Source organism: Streptomyces sp. DSM 118878 (assembly GCF_052936595.1).
On sequence record NZ_CP193622.1, the window covers coordinates 921,141 to 944,442 of the forward strand.

Sequence of the window (23,302 nt, forward strand, 5' to 3'; positions counted from 1 at the left end):
TCACGCCTTTCTCGACAGGACCGGCGTGATCGGCGTGATCGGCGTGATCGACAGGACTGGCGTGATCGGCATGATCGGCATGATCGGCTGGTTCTACGCCGTCGACGGGAGATTGCTCAAGAATCACGTAGGCGTTGGCCTCCCCCACGCCGCAGGAAGCCACGACCGCACGACGAGGCCGGTGGGCGCGAGGCCACGGCCGCGCATCGGTGGGGCAGTCGGCAAGCGAAACCGTCACGCCGACACGCAACGTCGTGGGCAGCAGTTCGTGCCGTAGCGCCATGATCATTCGGACCACGCCCAGCACACCAGCCGCGGCCCCCGTACGACCGAGGGCCTGCTCAACCGATCCCAACCACAGAGGTAGCTCAGCGGTACGCGTTTGACCGTGGGCTGTCAGCAGCGCCTGAGCATCGGTCGGATCGTCCAGCACCATGCCCGCGCCGTGCAGCTCCAGGGCGTCGACATCGGTCACCACCAGTCCCAAGTCGCTGAGGCCCCGACGGATCGTTGCCTCCCGCGAGAGGGTGCCCGAGGCGGACGAGCCATTACCAACATCGACCTGGCACACCGCGCTTCCCCGTACCACCGCCAGCACCTGGTGGCCATCGCGCCGCGCTCGTGACAACGGCTCCAGCAACAGCACGGCCGCGCCCTCACCCTGCGCGCCACCGGCCCGGGGCTGAGACACGAATGCCGTACGCCGCTCCCCGTCCGTGTCCTGCTCGTCCTCTCCGCCGTCCGCCACCCACGCGCCTGGCGCGGTCGCCGCCGCCATCCCGCCGACCACGGCCATGGAACATTCGCCCAACCGCAGCGCCTGACACGCCACATGAAGCGCCACCAAGGAGGACGAGTCTCCTGTGTCACAGCCGACGCTCGGCCCCTCCACCCCCAAGGTCTGTGCCACTTGGCTGGCGGCGTCGCCGGCCACGTCGCCGACCGGCAACGAGGCACCGTCACCGACCGGCGCCGCGTGGTCGTCCACAGCTCGATCATCCGAGGCAGCTCCCACGAACGAGGTAGCTCCCACGAAAATCCCGAGGTGACTGCCTCGGAGCGCGATCGGTTCGATATCCGCCTGCCCTACCGCCTGGCGGACAAGGTGCAGCAGCAGCTGATGGCGGCTCGCCTCCGACGTCGGCCGCGGGGATGTCCCGGCCCCGAGATGGGTCGACCCCAACGCATCGTCGGTACCCGGGTGTTCACCTTCGTACGCCGAAGAGGGCGCCGGTCGCCGCGGGTTCGGTACGTTCCGTCCTTCGAGGCCTCCGATCCCATCAGTCGGAGCGCCGGACATCGCGGTGTCCGCCCCCACCAGCGATTCCCACAGCGCCTCAGGAGACGAGACTCCCCCCGGGTACCGACATGCCATCCCCACCACAGCGATCGGCTCGTCGGACGGCAACGGTTTGGCGGCCTCAGCAGCCTCAGTAGTCTTGGCGTGCTGAAGGCCGGCTGACACGGCGGGAGTGCAGCGCTCGCGGTGCTCACCAGTGAAACGACTCTCTGCCGACTCCCACTGACCCTGCTCCTGCCCCTGCCCCTGCTTGCTCATCTCTCGACCCTCGCCCCTCTTGTCAGCGTCAGAAATCGGAGCCCCGCGCTACCGCCTGCGCCCCCGATGCGGTCGCCGGCCCTCAGCCAGGCGGTGTGTCATTGGCAGTACCCGTATACGGGAGAACTGGCTTCGGCCGGACGACGATCGCTGGGGCAGGCCGATCCCGATGAACCCGCCCTGAGAAAGCTCGGCAGCCAGGGATCGAAGGTTCCGACGCAACAGAGGAAAGCCTCATCGCCTCTTATCCCCCTGCCCGCAATACGAGCCGTTCGGAATGCTTCTATTTCCCGCCACATCTCGGCAAGAAACCACACGATAGCGTTCCACTAGAACGAGCAGTCCTCACCAAGCGATCGGGTTTGTCAGACCTGACATTCCGTCGGCAACGATCCAGAATCACTGCAGCCTGGCGGGACTTCTCACATCGCAAGGCCGCCGCCTCATGAGGCTCGCGCCCGACGTATGGCATCGCGTATACGGGCAAGCACGAAGCATTACGTTACCGACGCTGATGGTGCGCCTCAACCCCACTCCGGACCTATCACCCCATCCCTTGGCCGCAGCACCGGCGTTCGACGGACAATACGTATGCACGTTCTTCTGCATGGCCGTGCACATCCGAATGAGTCGACATCTCCCCAGCTCAGAGGAATCCTGGGCCTGACCATTTCGCTCTGGAATATCTCGAACGCAACGTCGATCATCGAACTCCGAATCTTTTCTCCTACTTCCCGGCACCTTCGGAGCCCTTGCAGGGGATCATCAATCACCCAGTAGGGGTTGCCCCCGTCTCCCCTACCTGAATAATCTATATTCTGAGATCCTCGGCAGGAGGGCGGACATAGACGCCCTCCGCTATGGGCATGCGCCATGATCATGACTTGCGGCACAGGTAAGACTTGCGGCACAAGTAAGGGGGGCTGAGCGGTATGACGCGGGGTTCCATATCAGCCGCTCCCCAAGTCCGCCTACCCTCAGGTTCGAGCAATCGAATACAGCCGCACATCTAGGGTCAATTTCCTGTTTCCTGATACAGCGCAATCACGCCGCCTTCAGGATTCGACCCCGCGCTGCCCTTGTGTTATCGGGGCCTCTCGCAGCTCCCAGCAACCTCAAAAAACGTCCACGCCGTCTGGCCTGTGGCACCGCCATGTCGACTGCGTTTCGGGTTTGGAGACCATGATGACGTCACCCGATGGCAGGGTCGTTGAAGCACTCCGAGCATCGCTCAAGGAGAACGAGAGCCTTCGGCAGCAGAACCAGCGGCTTGTCGCCGCGTCGACGGAGCCGATCGCGGTGGTGGGCATGGCCTGCCGGTACCCCGGCGGAGCCTCCTCCCCCGAAGCCCTGTGGAACCTGCTCGCCACCAACCACGACGCCATCGCCGGATTCCCCACCGACCGCGGCTGGGACCTCGACGCACTGTACGACCCCGACCCCGAACAACCAGGCACCTCCTACGCCCGCGAAGGCGGCTTCCTCTACGACGTAGCCCACTTCGACCCCACCTTCTTCGGCATCTCCCCCCGCGAAGCACTGGCCACCGACCCCCAACAACGACTCCTCCTGGAAACCGCCTGGGAAGCACTCGAACACGCCGGCATCAACCCCACCACCCTCAAAGGCAGCCAGACGGGCGTGTTCGCCGGCGCCAGCCCTCAGGGTTACGCGCCACACCCCAGCAAGTTGCCCGAGCAGCTGGAGGGGTACCTGCTGGCCGGAAACTCGAACAGTGTGGTGTCGGGCCGGGTGTCCTACACGTTGGGGTTGGAGGGCCCGGCGGTCACCGTGGACACCGCGTGTTCGTCGTCGCTGGTGGCGCTGCACCTGGCGTGTCAGTCGCTGCGCAACGGCGAATGCTCCCTCGCCCTGGCAGGCGGGGTCGCGGTGATGGCCACGCCGGGTGTGTTCGTGGAGTTCAGCCGACAGCGCGGAATGGCCGTCGATGGGCGGTGCAAGGCGTTCGCCGCCTGTGCGGACGGCGCCGGTTGGGGAGAAGGTTCCGGAATCGTCGTACTGGCACGACTTTCGGACGCGCAGCGTCAAGCCCTCCCTGTGCTGGCGGTGGTACGAGGGAGCGCGGTCAACCAGGACGGAGCCAGCGGCCGCCTGACCGCTCCGAACGGTCCTTCACAGCAGCGGGTGATCCGGCAGGCCCTGGCGAACGCGGGGCTGACGGCGGCCGATATCGATGCCGTGGAGGCGCACGGAACAGGGACGACGCTCGGGGACCCGATCGAGGCCCAAGCAGTTTTGGCCACCTATGGTCAGGAACGCCTTGGCGAAGAGCCCCTGTGGCTCGGGTCGTTGAAGTCCAACATCGGCCATACCCAGGCCGCGGCAGGCGTGGCCGGTGTCATCAAGATGGTGATGGCCCTGCGGCACGGACTGCTGCCCAAGACCCTGCACGTGGACGCACCCACCCCACACGTCGACTGGACCAGCGGGGCAGTGTCCCTGCTGACCGAACCCCGGCCCTGGCCGCGCACCGACCGCCCCCGCCGCGCAGCCATCTCCTCCTTCGGCGTCAGCGGCACCAACGCCCACCTCATCCTCGAAGACGCCCCCACCACCGACGAACCGACCGACCCCGCGCCCACGCCCGCACCCACATCCGCCCCCGCTCTCGCCTGCCTGCCGGTGGTGCCGTGGGTGATCTCCGGGCGTGGTGAGCAGGCGGTCCGGGAGCAGGCGGCCCGGCTGCGGGCGCACCTGCGCGACCGGCCGGACTGGCAGCCGGTGGACGTGGGCTGGTCCCTGGCCGACGGGCGGGCATGCTTCGAGGACCGTGCAGTCATCCTGGGCCACGACGCGGACGAACTGCTGCACGCACTCCAACAACTCGCCGCCGGACAGCCCGACGGCACACACGTGATCACCGGCACCACTGGCAACGCCGCCGTCGGCGCGAGGGGGCAGGGCCGGGGTCGGGGGCGGGTTGCGTTGTTGTTCACCGGGCAGGGTGCGCAGCGGCTGGGGATGGGGCGTGGGCTGGCCGAGGCTTTCCCCGTCTTCGCCCGTGTGTGGGACGAGGTGTGTGAGCACCTGGAGGGTGAGCTGGAGGGGGTGGGGGAGTACCGGCTGCGGGAGGTGGTGTGGGCCGAGCCCGGCACCCCCCAGGCCGCACTCCTCGATCACACCCTGTACACCCAGACCGGCCTGTTCGCCGTGGAAGTGGCCCTCTTCCGGCTGCTGGAACACTGGGGGGTGCGCCCCGATTACCTCCTGGGCCACTCGGTGGGTGAACTGGCCGCCGCCCACGTGGCCGGCGTGTGGTCACTGGCGGACGCCTGCACCGTGGTGGCCGCCCGCGGCCGCCTCATGCAGGCCCTGCCCCCCGGCGGGGCCATGCTGGCCGTGGAAGCCGACGAAGCCACCATCACCCACGCCCTCACCCCCTACCACGGACAGGTGTCCCTGGCAGCGGTCAACACCGCACACGCCATGGTCGTCTCCGGCGACAGCGACACCCTCACCACCCTGCGCCGGCAATGGCAGGACGCCGGCTACCGCACCACACCCCTGCGCGTCAGCCACGCCTTCCACTCCCACCACATCGACCCCATGCTGGAGGACTTCCACACCATCATCGAACACACCACCCGAAACACCCCCACCCTGCCCGTCCTGTCCAACCTCACCGGCCAGCCCCTGACCACCGAACAGGCCCGCTCCCCCCGCTACTGGACCAACCAGGCACGCACCACCGTCCGCTTCCACGACGCCCTCCACTGGCTCACCCAGCACCACACCACCACCTACCTCGAACTCGGCCCCGACGCCACCCTCACCCCCCTCACCCACACCACCACCAGCACCAGCACCAGCACCAGCACCAGCACGGAAACCACGAGCAGCAGCACAACCGACATCAGCACCAGCACTCCCCCTCCCCACCCCCCAGTCATCGCCCCCCTCCTGCGCCGCGACCGCCCGGAGGTGTCCACGCTCCTGAGCGCCCTGGCCCACGCCCACGTACGCGGCATGCCGGTCGCCTGGGACAAGACCCTGGCCGACACCGGCGCCCGCCGGGTAGAACTGCCCACCTACGCCTTCCAACGCCAGCGCTACTGGCTCGCCGACGCCATTGGCACCTCCGTCGCGACCACCGAAGAACTGGCCACCCACCCCCTGGCCTCTGAGCAACTCGCAGCTGCTCGGCCCGCTACTCCCGACAGCCACCTCTACCGTCTCCAATGGACCCCTCAACCGGACGCATCTCCCAGCGCACTCGCCGCCATCGAATCCTCCGAGGAGCGGTGGGCCGTCATCGGTGAGGACCCCTTCTACCTCGCCACCGCTCTGCCCACCGCCGAGACCCACACCGACCTCGACGCCCTCATCCACACCCTCGACAACACACCACCCCCCACCCGCGCCCTCCTGACCGTCCACGACTGGCACACCCCACCCACCACACCCACATCCTCAACCGTCTCCGATGCCGGTGGTGCCTGCCGTGACGGCGACCGGCCCCAGGACAGGGCCCGACGCGATGCCACCGCCGTGCACACCGTCGCCCAACGCCTCCTCGCCTGGCTCCACACCTGGCTCAACGAACCCCGCCTCTCCGACACCCGCCTGACCATCGTCACCCAACACGCCCTCACCACCGCCCCCCACGACCCCGCACCCGACCTCGCCCACGCCCCCATCTGGGGCATGATCCGCACCGCCCAAACCGAACACCCCCACCGCTTCCACCTCATCGACCTCGACACCCACCCCCACACCCACACACCCACCCACCTCACCACCACCCTCCACACCACCGAACCCCAAACCGCCCTCCGCCACGGCACCCCCCACACCCCCCACCTCACCCCCCTCACCACCACACCACCACCCACACCCCCCGCACCCGACCCGCACGGCACAGTACTCATCACCGGCGGCACCGGAACCCTCGGCTCACTCCTCGCCCGCCACCTCGTCACCCAGCACGGTGCCCGCCACCTCCTCCTCCTCAGCCGCCAAGGCCCCAACGCCCCCGGCGCCACAGACCTCCACACCGACCTCACCCACCACGGCGCCCACGTCACCATCACCGCCTGCGACACCGCCGACCCCACCGCACTCACCCACGCACTCGACACCATCCCCGCCGAACACCCCCTCACCGCCGTCTACCACACCGCCGGCACCCTCGACGACGGCATCCTCACCAGCCTCACCCCCGAACGCCTCACCACCGTCCTGCGGGCCAAAGTCGACACCGCCCTCAACCTCCACCACCTCACCCGCGACATCGACCTCACCCACTTCACCCTCTACTCCTCCTCCTCCGGCATCTTCGGCACACCCGGCCAAGCCAACTACGCCACCGCCAACACCTTCCTCGACACCCTCGCCCACCACCGCCACACCACCCACCAACCCGCCCACTCCCTCGCCTGGGGGCTCTGGGCCACCACCAGCACCATCACCGCGCAACTCAACGCCACCGACCTCCAACGCATCAACCGCTCCGGCATCCACCCCCTCACCGACGACCAAGGACTCCACCTCCTCGACACCGCGCACACCACCCCCCACCCCCTCCTCATCCCCATCCACCTCAACCACACCACCCTCCACCAACAAGCCCAACACACCACCCCCCACCCCCTCCTCCAACACCTCATCCCCACAACCCTCCAACCCACATCCACCCCCACCAACGCCGACACCCTCCGCAACCAACTCACCCACCTCACACCCACCCAACAACACCAAACCCTCCTCAACCTCATCCGCACCCACGCAGCCACCAGCCTCGGCCACACCACACCCCACACCATCCACACCGACCACGCCTTCACCGACCTCGGCTTCAACTCCCTCACCGCCATCGAACTGCGCAACCGACTCATCGCAACGACCGGGCTGCAACTGCCCGCATCCTTGGCCTTTGACTATCCAACCCCCGCCGCACTGGCCACTTTTCTCGCTGCTGAGCTTCTTCGTGTCCCGGGCAATCCGGCTTCCCCCCTGACCGTTCCTACACCCATGCCCGATGAGCCGATTGCGGTGGTGGGGATGGCGTGCCGTTATCCGGGAGGGGTGTCTTCGCCCGAGGCCCTGTGGGATCTGGTCGCCACGGCCACCGACGCCGTCTCTCCCTTCCCGACTGACCGCGGCTGGGACCTCGACGGCCTCTACGACCCCGACCCGGACCAGCCGGGCACGTCCTACGTCCGCGAGGGCGGATTCCTCCACGACGCCGCCGACTTCGACCCGGCCTTCTTCGGGATCTCCCCCCGCGAGGCACAGGCCATGGACCCCCAACAACGACTCCTGCTGGAGACCGCCTGGGAAGCCATCGAACAAGCGAGCGTCGACCCGGCCTCACTCTCCGGAAGTCAAGTCGGTGTTTTCGTAGGTGCCGCAGCACAGGAGTACGCGCCCCGCTTCCCTGAGACTCCGGATGGCGTCGAGGGTTACCTGGTGACCGGGAACGCGACCAGTGTCATGTCAGGCCGGCTGTCGTACACCTTCGGTTTGGAGGGTCCGGCGGTCACGGTCGATACCGCGTGTTCGTCGTCCTTGGTGGCCATGCATCTGGCCTGCCAGGCATTGCGGTCCGGAGAGTGCTCCATGGCCCTGGCCGGCGGCGTGACCGTGATGTCCACCCCCACCGGCTTCGTCGAGTTCAGCCGCCAGCGTGGTCTGGCCCCCGACGGCCGCTGCAAACCCTTCGCCGCCCACGCCGACGGCACAGCCTGGGCCGAAGGCGCCGGCATGCTCCTCCTCGAACCACTGTCACAAGCCCAGCGCAACGGCCACCCCATCCTCGCCCTCGTACGCGGCAGCGCCATCAACCAAGACGGCGCCAGCAACGGACTCACCGCACCCAACGGCCCCGCCCAACAACGCGTCATCCACCAAGCCCTCACCAACGCCCACCTCACCCCCACCGACATCGACGCCGTCGAAGCCCACGGCACCGGCACCACCCTCGGCGACCCCATCGAAGCCCAAGCACTCCTCGCCACCTACGGCCAAAACCGCACCACAGACAACCCCCTATGGCTCGGATCACTCAAGTCCAACATCGGCCACACCCAAGCCGCAGCAGGCGTAGCCGGCGTCATCAAAATGATCATGGCACTGCGGCACGAAACCCTGCCCCAGACCCTGCACATCGACGAACCCACCCCACACGTCGACTGGACCAGCGGGGCAGTGTCCCTGCTGACCGAACCCCAACCCTGGCCCCGCACCGACCACCCCCGCCGCGCGGCCGTCTCCTCCTTCGGCGTCAGCGGCACCAACGCCCACCTCGTACTCGAAGAACCTCCCGCAGCACCTCAGCCCAGCACCGAGGCGCCCGCCGAGCCAGGCACCGAGCCGGAGACCGAAGAGCCCGACGCGGCCAACGACCGGGATTCGGAGCCCGTGGTGCTGAGGCCTGTGGTGGTGCCCTGGCTGCTCTCCGGGCGGGACGAGAACGCGCTGCGCGAGCAGGCGACCCGCCTCCAGGCGCACTTGCGCGACCGTACCGAACTGGAACCGCTCGACGTCGGCCGCTCTCTCGCCACCACCCGCACCACCTTCGAGCACCGCGCAGTCGTCCTCGGCCGCGACCGGAGTGACATGACCGAAGGACTGCAACACCTGGCGACAGCGGAACCGGCCGGACAAGCGATCACCGGTATCGTCCACGACACCGGCAAAACCGTCTTCGTCTTCCCCGGCCAGGGCTCGCAGTGGGCGGGTATGGCGGCCGACCTGCTGGATGCCTCGCCGGTGTTCGCCGGGCAGATCGCCGCTTGTGAGGAGGCGTTGGCCCCGCATGTGGACTGGTCCCTGACCGGCGTGCTCCGCCAGGCTGCTGATGCTCCGGGGCTGGAGCGGGTGGATGTCGTACAACCCGTGCTGTTCGCCGTCATGGTGGCACTGGCCCGCATGTGGCAGGCCTGCGGCATCCACCCCGACGCCGTCATCGGCCACAGCCAGGGAGAAATCGCCGCCGCCCACATCGCCGGAGCCCTCACCCTCACCGACGCCGCCACCACCATCGCCCTGCGCAGCCAAGCCCTCGCCCAACTCGCCGGCCAAGGCACCATGGCCTCGGTGACCCTCTCCGAAGAACAAACCCGCCACCACCTCACCACCTGGCCCGGACAGCTGTCCATCGCGGCCGTCAACGGACCCCACAACGTCATCGTCTCCGGCGACCCCCACACCATCGACCAGCTCCTCACCCACTGCACCGAGCAGAAGATCCGCGCCCGCCGCATCCCCGTCGACTACGCCTCCCACAGCGCCCATGTCGAAGCAGTCGAAGGCGAGATCCGTGAGAGCCTGGCCCACCTCACTCCGGCCGCACCCCGTATTCCTCTCCTGTCCACCGTGACCGGCCAGTGGATCACCGGGCCCGTCATGGACGCCGGGTACTGGTACGACAACCTCCGCCAGCCCGTCCACTTCCACCAGGCCCTGCGCACTCTCACCGCCGAAGGCCACCACACCTACATCGAAACCAGCCCCCACCCCGTCCTCAGCCACACCATCCACGACACCCACGACACCGCCGAGGACACAGCCGACTCGACGGCCCACGGGGCCGAACCAACCATCGAACCCCTCACCATCGGCACGCTGCGCCGGGATGAGGAAGGTCCCCGCCGGTTCCTGGCCTCCCTCGCCGAGGCCCACACCCACGGCCTGCCCGTCACCTGGCAGGCCGTACTCGCCGACGCCGCCTCCCGCCGGGTCGAGCTGCCGACCTACCCCTTCCAGCGCCGGCGGTACTGGCTCGATGCCCCAGCCCCCCATCCCGCGGACGGCCGGGCAGGGCCGGGCGCGGAAGAGATGGCGGAGGCCGGGTTCTGGGAGACGGTGGAGCGGGGCGACCTGGCCGCACTCAGCCAGACCCTGGCCCTGCCCCCCGGCGAGGAACACCGCACCGGCCTGGACACCCTCCTGCCCGCCCTGGCCACCTGGCGCCGGCACCAGCGCCAACGCGCCACCCTGGACACCTGGCGCTACCACCTCACCTGGAAACCCCTCCCCACCCCCACCCGGCCCGATTCCGCCGGGCCCGATACCGCCGCGGCGCGGGGGACGTGGCTGGTCGTCATTCCCGCGGGCACGGACACCGACCCGGCCGTCACCGCATGCCTGCAAGCACTCCACGACCTGCAGCAGACCACCCACATCCTGGAAGTCGACGCCACCACCACCCACCGCGAAGACCTCACCACCCACCTCACCACCCACCTCACCCCAGCCACCGACACCGGCACCGGGGCCAGCCCCGGCGCTGGGGCGGGTGGTGTTCCGCCGGTGGGGGTCCTGTCCCTGCTGGCCCTGGCCACCGGCGTCCACACCGATGCGCCCACTGTGCCCGCGGGGCTGTGCGCGACGCTCCACCTCCTGCAAGCCGTGCACGACGCCGGCCTGCCCGCACGCCTGTGGTGCGTCACCACCAGCGCTGTCACCACCCACCCCGCCACCGACCCCCTCACCCACCCCGACCAGGCCATGATCTGGGGCCTGGGCCGCGTCGCCGCCCTGGAACACCCCCACCACTGGGGCGGCCTCATCGACCTCCCCACCACCCTCACCCCCACCACCCAAACCCACCTCACCACCACCCTCCACCACACCCTCACCCCCACCCCCACCGCACCCCACCAACCACGCGAAGACCAGCTCGCCGTACGCGCCCACGGCATCACCACCGCCCGCCTCACCCACACCCCACCCACCACCACAACCGGACCCCCCGCCGGACACACCACCCCACAGCCCTGGCAGCCCGACGGCACCATCCTGATCACCGGTGGCACCGGCGCCCTCGGCACCCACATCGCACGCCACATCGCCACCACCCACCACAACCACCCAAACACCACCCCAAGCGCCACCCACAACACCACCCGCACCACTCCCCATCTCCTTCTCCTCAGCCGTCGAGGCCCCGATGCTCCCGGCGCGGCCGAGCTGCACGCGGAGCTCACCGCGCTCGGTGCGGAAGTGACCATCACCGCCTGCGACACCACCAGCCGCCAGGCCCTGGCCGACGTCCTTGCCGCCGTTCCCGCCGAACGCCCCCTCACCACCGTCATCCACGCGGCAGGGACGGGGCACCACGGACCCATCAGCACCCTCGCCCCCGACCAACTCGCCTCGGCGACGCACGCCAAAGTCCAGACCGCCTGGCACCTGCACGAGCTCACACGCGCCATTCCCCTGTCCGCCTTTGTGCTCTTCTCCTCGTCCGTCGGCACCTTCGGGGGTACGGATCATGCGTGCTCCGCAGCCGTCAGTGCTCAGATGGACGCCTTGGCCCACCATCGGCGGGCGGCCGATCTGCCCGCCGTCTCGATCGCTTGGGGCGAATGGGACACATCAGTCAGCAGTCCGGAGAGCGGCAGCGGTACCGCACACGCGGATCCCGACAGGAAACATCGCCACACGGGAATGCCGCGTCTGGACCCGGAGTTCGCGTTCGGCGCGTTGCGCCAGTCGCTGGACCAGGGCGACACGGCGGTCATCATCGCCGAACTGGACTGGCAGCGCTTCGCGCCGCGCGTCGCGTCCGTACGTCCGAGCCCGTTGATCAGCGACGTACCCGAGGCGCAAGAAGCCCTGCGGTCCGCGGAGCAGCACAGCGTCAGCTCCGACGCCTCGCTCGCCTCGCTGGAGTGGCAACGCAAGCTCACCGGTCGGACCCAGGCCGAGCAGACACAGACGCTGACCGATCTGGTCTGCCTGCACGCTGCGGCGACACTCGGGCACAGTTCCGCGGAGGCGGTACGGGGCGACCGCGCTTTCAAGGAGGCGGGTTTCGATTCCGTCGCCGCTGTCGATCTCCGCAACCGGCTGCGCGCGGCGACAGCGCTAGCGCTGCCCTCGACCCTGGTCTTCGACTACCCCACCCCCGTCGCTCTCGCGCAGTTCCTCCGTACGCGATTGCTGGGCACGCACGACGTCGCGGCGCGACCCGCACCGACCGCGGTCGGTGCGACGGCGGAGGAACCGATCGCGATCGTCAGCATGGCCTGCCGTTTCCCGGGGGGCGCGTCGTCTCCGGAAGCGTTGTGGGATCTGGTGGCATCAGGCACCGACGCGGTATCGGACTTCCCCACCGACCGGGGCTGGGACCTGGACGGCTTGTACGACCCCGACCCGGACCAGCCGGGCAAGACCTACGTCCGGGAGGGCGGTTTCCTGCGTGAGGCGGGGTACTTCGACCCGGCCTTCTTCGGCATCTCACCCCGGGAAGCCCTGTCGATGGACCCCCAGCAGCGTCTGCTCCTGGAGACCGCCTGGGAGGCCGTGGAACGGGCAGGCATCGACCCGACCTCGTTGAAGGGAAGCCAGGCCGGCGTTTTCGCGGGCATCGCGGCACAGGAGTACGTACCGCGCCTCGATGCCGCCCCGAACGGCGTCGAGGGCTACCTGCTGACCGGCAACATGACAAGCGTCGCCTCCGGCCGGGTGGCCTACACCTTGGGCGTGGAAGGCCCGGCGGTCACGGTGGAGACCGCGTGTTCGTCGTCGCTCGTCGCGCTGCACCTGGCCTGCCAGGCATTGCGGGCCGGAGAGTGCTCCATGGCCCTGGCCGGCGGCGTCACAGTGATCGCCACACCAAGTGTGTTCGTGGAGTTCAGCCGCCAGCGTGGTCTGGCCCCCGACGGCCGCTGCAAACCCTTCGCCGCCCACGCCGACGGCACGGGGTGGGCCGAGGGTGCCGGCATGCTCCTCCTCGAACCACTGTCACAAGCCCAGCGCAACGGCCACCCCGTCCTCGCCCTGGTACGCGGCAGCGCCATCAACCAAGACGGCGCCAGCAACGGACTCACCGCACCCAACGGCCCCGCCCAACAACGCGTCATCCACCAAGCCCTCACCAACGCCCACCTCACCCCCACCGACATCGACGCCGTCGAAGCCCACGGCACCGGCACCACCCTCGGCGACCCCATCGAAGCCCAAGCACTCCTCGCCACCTACGGCCAACACCGCACCACAGACAACCCCCTATGGCTCGGATCGGTGAAGTCGAACATCGGTCATACGGGGACCGCGGCCGGTGTGGCGGGTGTGATCAAGATGGTCATGGCGCTGCGGCACGAATCGCTGCCCGAATCCCTGCACATCGACGCGCCGTCGCCCCACGTGGACTGGTCGAGCGGAGCCGTGTCGCTTCTCACTCAGCCCCAACCCTGGCCGCGCACCGACCGCCCCCGCCGCGCGGCCGTCTCCTCCTTCGGCGTCAGCGGCACCAACGCCCACCTCATCCTCGAACAACCCCCCACCACCGAGGAACCGGCCGACCCCGCACCAGGCGAGAAGGACGACACCCAGCAGGAAAGCGTCCTGCGCTCACCAGTACTGCCCTGGCTGCTCTCCGCCCGTACCGACGAAGCCCTGCGCGCCCAGGCCCAGCGCCTGCACACCCACCTCCACCAACACAGCGAGCTCCCACCTGCCGACATCGCCTGGTCCCTGGCCACCACCCGCACCACCTTCGAGCACCGCGCAGTCGTCCTCGGCGGTAACCGGGACGAACTGATCGCGGGATTGCGGCGGTTGGCAGCCGGCGAGCCAACTGGAGGGGTGGTCGCAGGGAAGGCGGAGGCTTCGGCGGGGAAGGTCGTCTTCGTCTTCCCCGGCCAGGGCTCGCAATGGGCGGGCATGGCAGCCGACCTCCTGGACACCTCACCCGTCTTCGCCCAGCAGATCGCCGCCTGCGAACAAGCGCTCACACCCCACGTCGGCTGGTCACTGACCGGCGTACTCCGCCAGGCCGCTGATGCCCCGGGGCTGGAGCGGGTGGACGTCGTACAACCCGTGCTGTTCGCCGTCATGGTGGCACTCGCCCGCATGTGGCAGGCCTGCGGCATCCACCCCGACGCCGTCATCGGCCACAGCCAGGGAGAAATCGCCGCCGCCCACATCGCCGGAGCCCTCACCCTCACCGACGCCGCCACCACCATCGCCCTGCGCAGCCAAGCCCTCGCCCAACTCGCCGGCCAAGGCGCCATGTGCTCGGTGACCCTCTCCGAAGAACAGACCCGCCACCACCTCACCACCTGGCCCGGACAACTGTCCATCGCCGCCGTCAACGGACCCCACAACGTCATCGTCTCCGGCGACCCCCACACCATCGACCAACTCCTCACCCACTGCACCGAACACAAGATCCGCGCCCGCCGCATCCCCGTCGACTACGCCTCCCACAGCCCCCACGTCGAAGCAGTCGAAACCCAGATCCGCGAGAGCCTGGCCCACCTCACCCCCGCCGCACCCAGCATCCCCCTCCTGTCCACCGTGACCGGCCAGTGGATCACCGAGCCCGTCATGGACGCCGGATACTGGTACGACAACCTCCGCCAACCCGTCCACTTCCACCAAGCCCTGAACACCCTCACCACCCAAGGCCACCACACCTACATCGAAACCAGCCCCCACCCCGTCCTCACCCACACCATCCACGACACCCACGACACCGCCGAGGACACAGCCGACTCGACGGCCCACGGGGCCGAACCAGCCGGTGCGAACGGGGGTGGGAGGGCCACTCAGCCCGTCGTGATGGGCACCCTGCGCCGGGACGAGGACGGCCCCCGCCGGTTCCTGGCCTCCCTCGCCGAGGCCCACACCCACGGCCTGCCCGTCACATGGGAGAAGCTCTTCGCCGGAACCGATCCGCGCCGTGTGGACCTGCCGACGTATCCCTTCCAGCATGAGCACTTCTGGCTCACGAGCGCTGCCGCTGTGGGCGACGTCGGCGCGGCGGGCCTGGAGTCCACCGAGCATCCGCTGCTGAGTGCGGTCGTCCATCTCCCGGACGACGGGCGGGTGTTCACCGGGCGTCTCTCCCTGGCCACCCACCCCTGGCTGGCCGACCACAGCATCATGGACGCCACCCTCCTCCCCGGCGCCGCCTTCGTGGAACTCGCGCTCCACGCCGGTGCCCAGGTCGACTGCCAGGAGCTGGAAGAGCTCACCCTCCACGCTCCGCTCGTCCTCGCCGAGCACACCGGCACCCAACTCCAGCTCACCCTCGACCCACCCGACGATGACGGATGCCGCTCCCTGAGCATCCACTCGCGCGCGTACGATCCCGGCCACCCCGTCGAGGAGAACATCTGGCGCCTGCACGCGGCGGGCACCCTCGCTCCCGCCGGTGCCGATGCCGAGGACGACCTGAGCCACTCCCCGCTGAGCGAAACCTGGCCTCCCGCCCACGCCGAGCCCGTTTCGACAGACGACCTCTACCAGGTCCTCGCCCATCGCGGCTTCGCCTATGGCCCGGCCTTCCAGGGTCTGCGGGCCGCCTGGCGGCACGGCGCGGACGTCTACGCCGAGGTCGCCCTTCCCGAGGAGCACGCGGACAAGCGCGCGTACCAGCTGCATCCGGTTCTGCTCGACGCCGCCCTCCAGGCCACGCTTCTTCCCAGCGTCGCCGATGCCCACTCGGCGGAGTCCGCGCGCATGCCCTTCCTGTGGCGCCGGGTGTGGTCGCGGGCCTCCGGAACGGACGTCTGGCGCGTTCGACTGCGCCCCCTCGGCCCGGACGAGATGGCGATCTCAGTCTCCGACGCGTCCGGCGCTCCGGTCGCCGCCGTCGAGGGGCTGATCAGCCGCCCGATCACCCCGGAACAGCTCAGCGCCGCTCGCCCGGTCACCCCGCACGACGACCTGTACCGACTCGACTGGGTCCCGGTGCCCGCCGACCCGGCTGCCGACCCCGTCGGCGAGGACCGCTGGGCCGTGCTCGACGGTGACCCGCTGGGCCTGGCCGACGCCCTGCACGCCGCAGGCACCCTCGTCGAGACCCATGACGACATCGCCGCGCTCGTACGCGCGGTCGAAGCCGGCGCGCCACCGCCACGCACCGCCGTCCTCGGCGTCCACGGCGTCCACGGCGTCCACGGCGTCCACGGCGTCCACGGGCAGCGGACCATCGAAGGCGCGCCGCAGGACGACGGCGGCAGCCGCGACGGTGCGGGCCTCCTTCCGGCCGCGCGGGAGACGGCGGCACGGGTTCGAGCCGTGGCGTACCAGCTGCTCGACCGGCTCCAAGCCTGGCTGGCCGAGCCCCGCCTCGCCGGCACGCGGCTGGTCATCGTCACCCGCGGCGCGGTGGCCACCGGTTCCGGCGATCCCGTGCCCGACATGGCGCTGGCTCCGGTCTGGGGCCTGGTCCGTTCCGCCCAGGCCGAACACCCCGACCGGTTCCAACTCGTCGACCTCGAACTCGACCCCAACCCCAATCTCGACCTCGACCTCGACCTCGGCACCGACCTCGACCTCGGCACCGCTACCGCTACCGACAGCGCCTCCCAACTGCCGACCGTCGCCACCAGCGGCGAACCCCAGATGGCCCTCCGGCGCGGGACCGCCCACGCCCCCCGCCTCGTACGCGCCACGCGTGCGGGGTCGGCGAGCACCGCGCGTACGGGATGGTCGGCCGACCCGGACGGAACGGTGCTGATCACCGGTGGCACCGGCGCCCTCGGCAGCCTTCTCGCCCAGCATCTGGTCACCCAGCACGGTGCGCGGCATCTCCTCCTGCTCAGCCGTCGGGGCCCGGAGGCTCCGGGCGCGGCCGAACTCCGCGCCCGACTCACCGAGTGCGGTGCCCACGTCACCCTCACCGCCTGTGACGCCGCCGACCCGGCCGCCCTCGCCGACGTGCTCGCGGCCATCTCCACCGAGCATCCGCTGACCGCCGTCGTCCACGCCGCGGGCACTCTTGACGACGGCATCCTCACCAGCCTCACGCCCGCCCGTTTCGACACCGTCCTCCGTACCAAGGTCGACGCCGCCCTGAACCTGCACCACCTCACCCGTGACATCGACCTCGCGCACTTCGCTCTCTTCTCCTCGGCGTCCGGCGTCTTCGGCGGGCCGGGCATCGGCAACTACGCGACGGCCAACGTCTTCCTGGACGCTCTGGCGCAGCACCGGCAAGCCGACGGCCTGCCGGCCATCTCCCTGGCCTGGGGCGTGTGGGAGCAGCCGGAGGGGATGGCGGCCCGGTTGGCCGGCGCCGACCTGGCCAGGACGGGACGGGCGGGCATCACGCCCATCCCCGTCGACCAGAGTCTGGCGCTGTTCGACGCGGCTGTCGGCAGGGACGAGGCACTGCTGCTGCCGATGCGCCTCGACATGGCGGCACTGCGGACGCAGGACGCGCCGCTGCTGCGCAAGCTGACGAGCGCCACGCGCCGGGCTTCCGGGACGCGTACCGAGGGCGCGAGCGCGGGGCTGCGCCAACGCCTGTCAGGGCTCGCGGGTCCGGAGCGCGCGGAGGCTGTCCTGGACGTCGTACGCGCGCAGGCGGCAGCCGTCCTCGGGCATCCGACGCCCGACGCGGTCGACGCGGACCGCGCTTTCACGGAGTCGGGCTTCGATTCGCTCACCGCCGTGGAGCTGCGCAACCGCCTGGGCACGGCCACCGGGCTGCGGCTGTCCGCCACGCTCGTCTTCGACCACCCCAGCCCCACGGCTCTCGCCGAACACCTGGTGGCGCGGCTTTCCGAGGCGATCGGCGGTACGCGGAGCCGGGCGCTGTCGGCACCGACAACCGCCGCTCCCTCGGCCGCCGCTCACTCCGCCGCGTCGACGGAGCCGATCGCGGTGGTGGGCATGGCCTGCCGGTACCCCGGCGGAGCCTCCTCCCCCGAAGCCCTGTGGAACCTGCTCGCCACCAACCACGACGCCATCGCCGGATTCCCCACCGACCGCGGCTGGGACCTCGACGCGCTGTACGACCCCGACCCCGAACAACCAGGCACCTCCTACGCCCGCGAAGGCGGCTTCCTCTACGACGTAGCCCACTTCGACCCCGCCTTCTTCGGCATCTCCCCCCGCGAAGCACTGGCCACCGACCCCCAACAACGACTCCTCCTGGAAACCGCCTGGGAAGCACTCGAACACGCCGGCATCAACCCCACCACCCTCAAAGGCAGCCAGACCGGTGTGTTTACGGGCTCGACGGGCAACGACTACGCGGCGGGCTGGCCGCAGACCCCCGAGGTCTCCGAGGGCCACCTCATGACCGGCAACTTGGCCAGCGTGGTGTCGGGCCGGGTGTCCTACACGTTGGGGTTGGAGGGTCCGGCGGTCACCGTGGACACCGCGTGTTCGTCGTCGCTGGTGGCGCTGCACCTGGCGTGTCAGTCGCTGCGCAACGGCGAATGCTCCCTCGCCCTGGCCGGCGGGGTGACGGTGATCTCGTCGCCGGGCGTGTTCATCGGTTTCAGCCGGCAGCGCGGGCTGGCCCCGGACGGGCGGTGCAAGGCGTTCGCCGCCAGTGGGGACGGCACGGGCATGGCTGAGGGTGCGGGGATGTTGCTGTTGGAGCCGTTGTCGTTGGCACGGCGCAACGGGCATCCTGTGCTGGCAGTGGTACGAGGGAGCGCGGTCAACCAGGACGGGGCGAGCAACGGACTGACCGCTCCGAACGGTCCCGCACAAGAACGGGTGATCCGGCAGGCCCTGGACAGCGCCGGTGTGACGGCGACCGACATCGACGCCGTCGAGGCCCACGGCACCGGCACCAAGCTCGGCGACCCCATCGAAGCCCAGGCACTCCTGGCCACCTACGGCCAGAACCGCACCACGGACAACCCCCTGTGGCTCGGGTCGCTGAAGTCCAACATCGGCCATACCCAGGCCGCGGCAGGCGTGGCCGGTGTCATCAAGATGGTGATGGCCCTGCGGCACGGACTGCTGCCCAAGACCCTGCACGTGGACGCACCCACCCCACACGTCGACTGGACCAGCGGGGCAGTGTCCCTGCTGACCGAACCCCGGCCCTGGCCGCGCACCGACCACCCCCGCCGCGCAGCCATCTCCTCCTTCGGCGTCAGCGGCACCAACGCCCACCTCATCCTCGAAGACGCCCCCACCACCGACAAACCGACCGACCCCGCACCCACGCCCGACCCTGCTCAGTCACCCGCCCTCATGCCCGCTCTCGCCTGCCTGCCGGTGGTGCCGTGGGTGATCTCCGGGCGTGGTGAGCAGGCGGTCCGGGAACAGGCAGCCCGGCTGCGGGCGCACCTGCGCGACCGGCCGGACTGGCAGCCGGTGGACGTGGGCTGGTCCCTGGCCGGCGGCCGGGCATGCTTCGAAGACCGTGCAGTCATCCTGGGCCACGACGCGGACGAACTGCTGCACGCACTCCAACAACTCGCCGCCGGAGATGCGGACGGCACACACGTGATCACCGGCACCACCACCAGCACCACCGGCACCACCGGCACTACCGCCGCCGGCGGTGCCGGGAGGGGGCAGGGCCGGGGCGGCCGGGGTCGGGTTGCGTTGTTGTTCACCGGGCAGGGTGCGCAGCGGCTGGGGATGGGGCGCGGGCTGGCCGAGGCCTTCCCCGTCTTCGCCCGTGTGTGGGACGAGGTGTGTGAGCACCTGGAGGGTGAGCTGGAGGGAGTGGGGGAGTACCGGCTGCGGGAGGTGGTGTGGGCCGAGCCCGGCACCCCCCAGGCCGCACTCCTGGACCACACCCTGTACACCCAGACCGGCCTGTTCGCCGTGGAGGTGGCGCTCTTCCGGCTGCTGGAACACTGGGGGGTGCGCCCCGACTACCTCCTGGGCCACTCGGTGGGTGAACTGGCCGCGGCCCACGTGGCCGGCGTGTGGTCACTGGCGGACGCCTGCACCGTGGTGGCCGCCCGCGGCCGCCTCATGCAGGCCCTGCCCGCGGGCGGGGCCATGCTGGCCGTGGAAGCCGACGAAGCCACCGTCACCCACGCCCTCACCCCCTACCACGGACAGGTGTCCCTGGCAGCGGTCAACACCGCACACGCCATGGTCGTCTCCGGCGACAGCGACACCCTCACCACCCTGCGCCGGCAATGGCAGGACGCCGGCTACCGCACCACACCCCTGCGCGTCAGCCACGCCTTCCACTCCCACCACATCGACCCCATGCTGGAGGACTTCCACACCATCATCGAACACACCACCCGCCACACCCCCACCCTGCCCGTCCTGTCCAACCTCACCGGACAGCCCCTGACCACCGAACAGGCCCGCTCCCCCCGCTACTGGACCCACCAGGCACGCACCACCGTCCGCTTCCACGACGCCCTCCACTGGCTCACCCAGCACCACACCACCACCTACCTCGAACTCGGCCCCGACGCCACCCTCACCCCCCTCACCCACACCACCACCAACACAACCATCAGCACCCCAACCGCCCACCCCCCAGTCATCGCCCCCCTCCTGCGCCGCGACCGCCCCGAGGCGGCCACGCTCCTGAACGCCCTGGCCCACGCCCACGTACGCGGCATGCCGGTCGCCTGGGACAAGACCCTGGCCGACACCGGCGCCCGCCGGGTAGAACTGCCCACCTACGCCTTCCAACGCCAGCGCTACTGGCTGGAGGCTCCCCCCGTGCTCCCCGGTGCGGGCTCGGTTGTGGCTCGGGGCGCGGGAGAGGCCCCGTTCTGGGAGGCGATCGAGCAGCAGGATCTGGCAGCCGTGGCGGAGGCCCTTCAGCCGCAGGGCACCGAGCAGCACTCCAGTCTCGGCGCCGTGCTGCCCATGCTCTCGCAGTGGCACCGTAGGCAGCGCGAGTGCTCCACCATGGACGGCTGGTGCTACGACGTCGTCTGGAAGCCCGCCCCCGCGTCCCCGCCGCTTTCGAGCGGCCCGTCGGCCGACCACCAGTTCCTGTTGGTCGTGCCGGAGGGCCATGCGGACAGCGCACCGGTCACCGACTGGCTCCGTACTCTCCGCCGCCAGGACGTTCCCCACCAGGTCCTCGCCGTCGACCCGACCGCCGATCGGGAGTATTTCGCCGACCGACTCGCCGCCTCGGTACCGGCGCCGACCCGCATCCTGTCGTTCCTCGCTCTCATCGAAGAGCCCCACCCCGCGCACCCCGCGCTCCCGGTCGGTACGCACGCGACCCTGGCGCTCCTCCACGCTGTCGGCGCCGCGCGGTCGGCGGCTTCGCTGTGGTGTGTCACCCAGAGCGCCGTCAGCGTGAGCAGCCAGGACCCGCTCAACCAGCCCGCGCAGGCTCTCGTGTGGGGGCTTGGCCGTACCGCCGCCCTTGAGCAGCCCCACCAGTGGGGCGGCCTCATCGATCACTCCGCCGCGGCCGGATGTGCCGAGACTCTGCTCGCGACCGCGCTCCGGCACATCACCGTTCCCGGCTCTCACCCCGACCGGCAGGACCAGTTGGCCGTCCGTCCTCAGGGCCTGCACACGCCGCGTCTCCGGCATGCCGCTCCCCCGCCGCCGGTCGCTCCGACGGCCTGGGACTACGCGGGCACCACTCTGATCACCGGCGGCACCGGCGCTCTCGGGGCCCAGGTCGCCCGGCGCCTCGCCGCCGAGGGTGCCCCGCACCTCGTACTGGTGAGCCGCCGCGGCTCGGACGCTCCCGGCGCGGCCGAACTCAGCGCCGAGTTGGCCGAGTCGGGCGCGCGCGTCACCGTCGTCGCCTGCGATGCCGCGGACCGGGACGCCCTCACCCAGGTTCTCGCGGAGATCCCCGCCGACCTCCCACTGACCACCGTCGTCCACGCCGCGGGCGTCCTCAGCGACGCCACTCTCGCCAACACCACCTCAGAACAGGTGGCGGACACGCTGCGGGCCAAGAAGGAAGCGGCCGACAACCTCCATCACCTCACCCGGAGTCTTCCCCTCTCCCAGTTCGTCCTCTTCTCGTCGGCCGCGGCCACCTGGGGCAGTCCCGGTCAGGCGGGGTACGCGGCCGCCAACGCCTACCTCGACGCCCTCGCCCACCACCGCCGCGCCGCGGGCCTGCCCGCGGTCTCTGTCGCGTGGGGGCCGTGGGCCGAAGCCGGCATGGCCGCTTCCACCGGCTCCCGCCGGCCCGCGCCGCGCCAGGGCCTCGTTCCGCTGCCGCCCGGTCTCGCCGCCGCGTCCCTTCAGCGCGCGCACCAGCACGGCGCCTGTGTCACCATCGCCGACATCGACTGGGCCGACCTCGTCCCGAGCCTCACCGCCACCCACCCGCATCCCCTCATCTCGGAGCTCCCCGAGGCGCGTGCCCACATCACCGCGTCCGAGGAAGCCGCGCCCACCGACCCGTCGGACACGTTGCGCCGGCGGCTCAGCGCGCTGCCGCCCGACAAGCGGGAGCCCGCGGTGCTGCAGTTCGTCCGGGGCGAGGCCGCCACCGCCCTGGGGCATCGCACACCCGAGGCGGTACCGGCGGATCGGGGGTTCCTGGAGTCGGGTTTCGACTCCCTGACGGCCGTAGACCTGCGGAACCGGCTGACAGCGGCGACCGGCCTGCGACTGCCGGCCACCTTGATCTTCGACTACCCCGCCCCCGACGCCCTCGCCCGCCATGTGCTGAGTGCCGCCTTCTCCGACCTCTGCCCGGCCGCTGCCCGCAACGGGAGCGACCGACAGGACACCATCGACTTCCCCGTGCGCCGCGAGAGCGACGTCCGAGCGGCCATGGCGTCCATCCCGCTGGGCGAGTTGCGGGCGGCCGGGCTGCTGGAGCCATTGCTGCGGCTGGCCGACGTACGCGGGGAGGCGTCCCTTCCGGCTCCGGCCGAGGACGCCCCGGCGGGGGTTCTCGACTCCATGGATCTCGACAGCCTTGTCGACATGGCCCTTGAGGCACCGGGTTCCGACCCGGAAAGCGACCTCTGAGCCAGTTGGCCGGGAGCGTTCCCGGCCGCCACTGACGGCGCGTACGCAAGGCGGTCCGCGCAGGACCGCCAACCCCCCATGCGTGCGCGCTGATCGACGTACGAAAAGCCAGAACGTACGAGAAACCAG

Annotated in this window: 2 protein-coding genes and 1 pseudogene; 2 read left to right on the forward strand and 1 reads right to left on the reverse strand. The window is 70.2% G+C overall.

Features of this window, described 5'->3' with window-relative positions; genetic code table 11:
* Positions 1-25: 25 nt before the first annotated feature.
* On the forward strand, positions 26-277 hold the full coding sequence (locus tag ACRAKF_RS03940; protein ID WP_447042303.1) for a hypothetical protein: 252 nt from the start codon (positions 26-28) through the stop codon (positions 275-277).
* A gap of 27 nt (positions 278-304) precedes the next feature.
* On the opposite strand, the pseudogene ACRAKF_RS03945 reads toward ACRAKF_RS03940, so the two are convergent.
* A pseudogene (locus ACRAKF_RS03945) lies at positions 305-1,558 on the reverse strand (beta-ketoacyl [acyl carrier protein] synthase domain-containing protein); the annotation flags it as partial.
* Positions 1,559-2,743: 1,185 nt separating this feature from the next.
* Between ACRAKF_RS03945 and ACRAKF_RS03950 the strand changes: the two are divergent.
* On the forward strand, positions 2,744-23,173 hold the full coding sequence (locus tag ACRAKF_RS03950; protein WP_447035395.1) for a type I polyketide synthase: 20,430 nt from the start codon (positions 2,744-2,746) through the stop codon (positions 23,171-23,173).
* Positions 23,174-23,302 lie beyond the last annotated feature (129 nt).

Bases quoted from the DNA above. Each gene is read 5' to 3' on its own strand.
- ACRAKF_RS03950 (WP_447035395.1), top strand. From the start codon at position 2,744: ATGACGTCACCCGATGGCAGGGTCGTTGAAGCACTCCGAGCATCGCTC.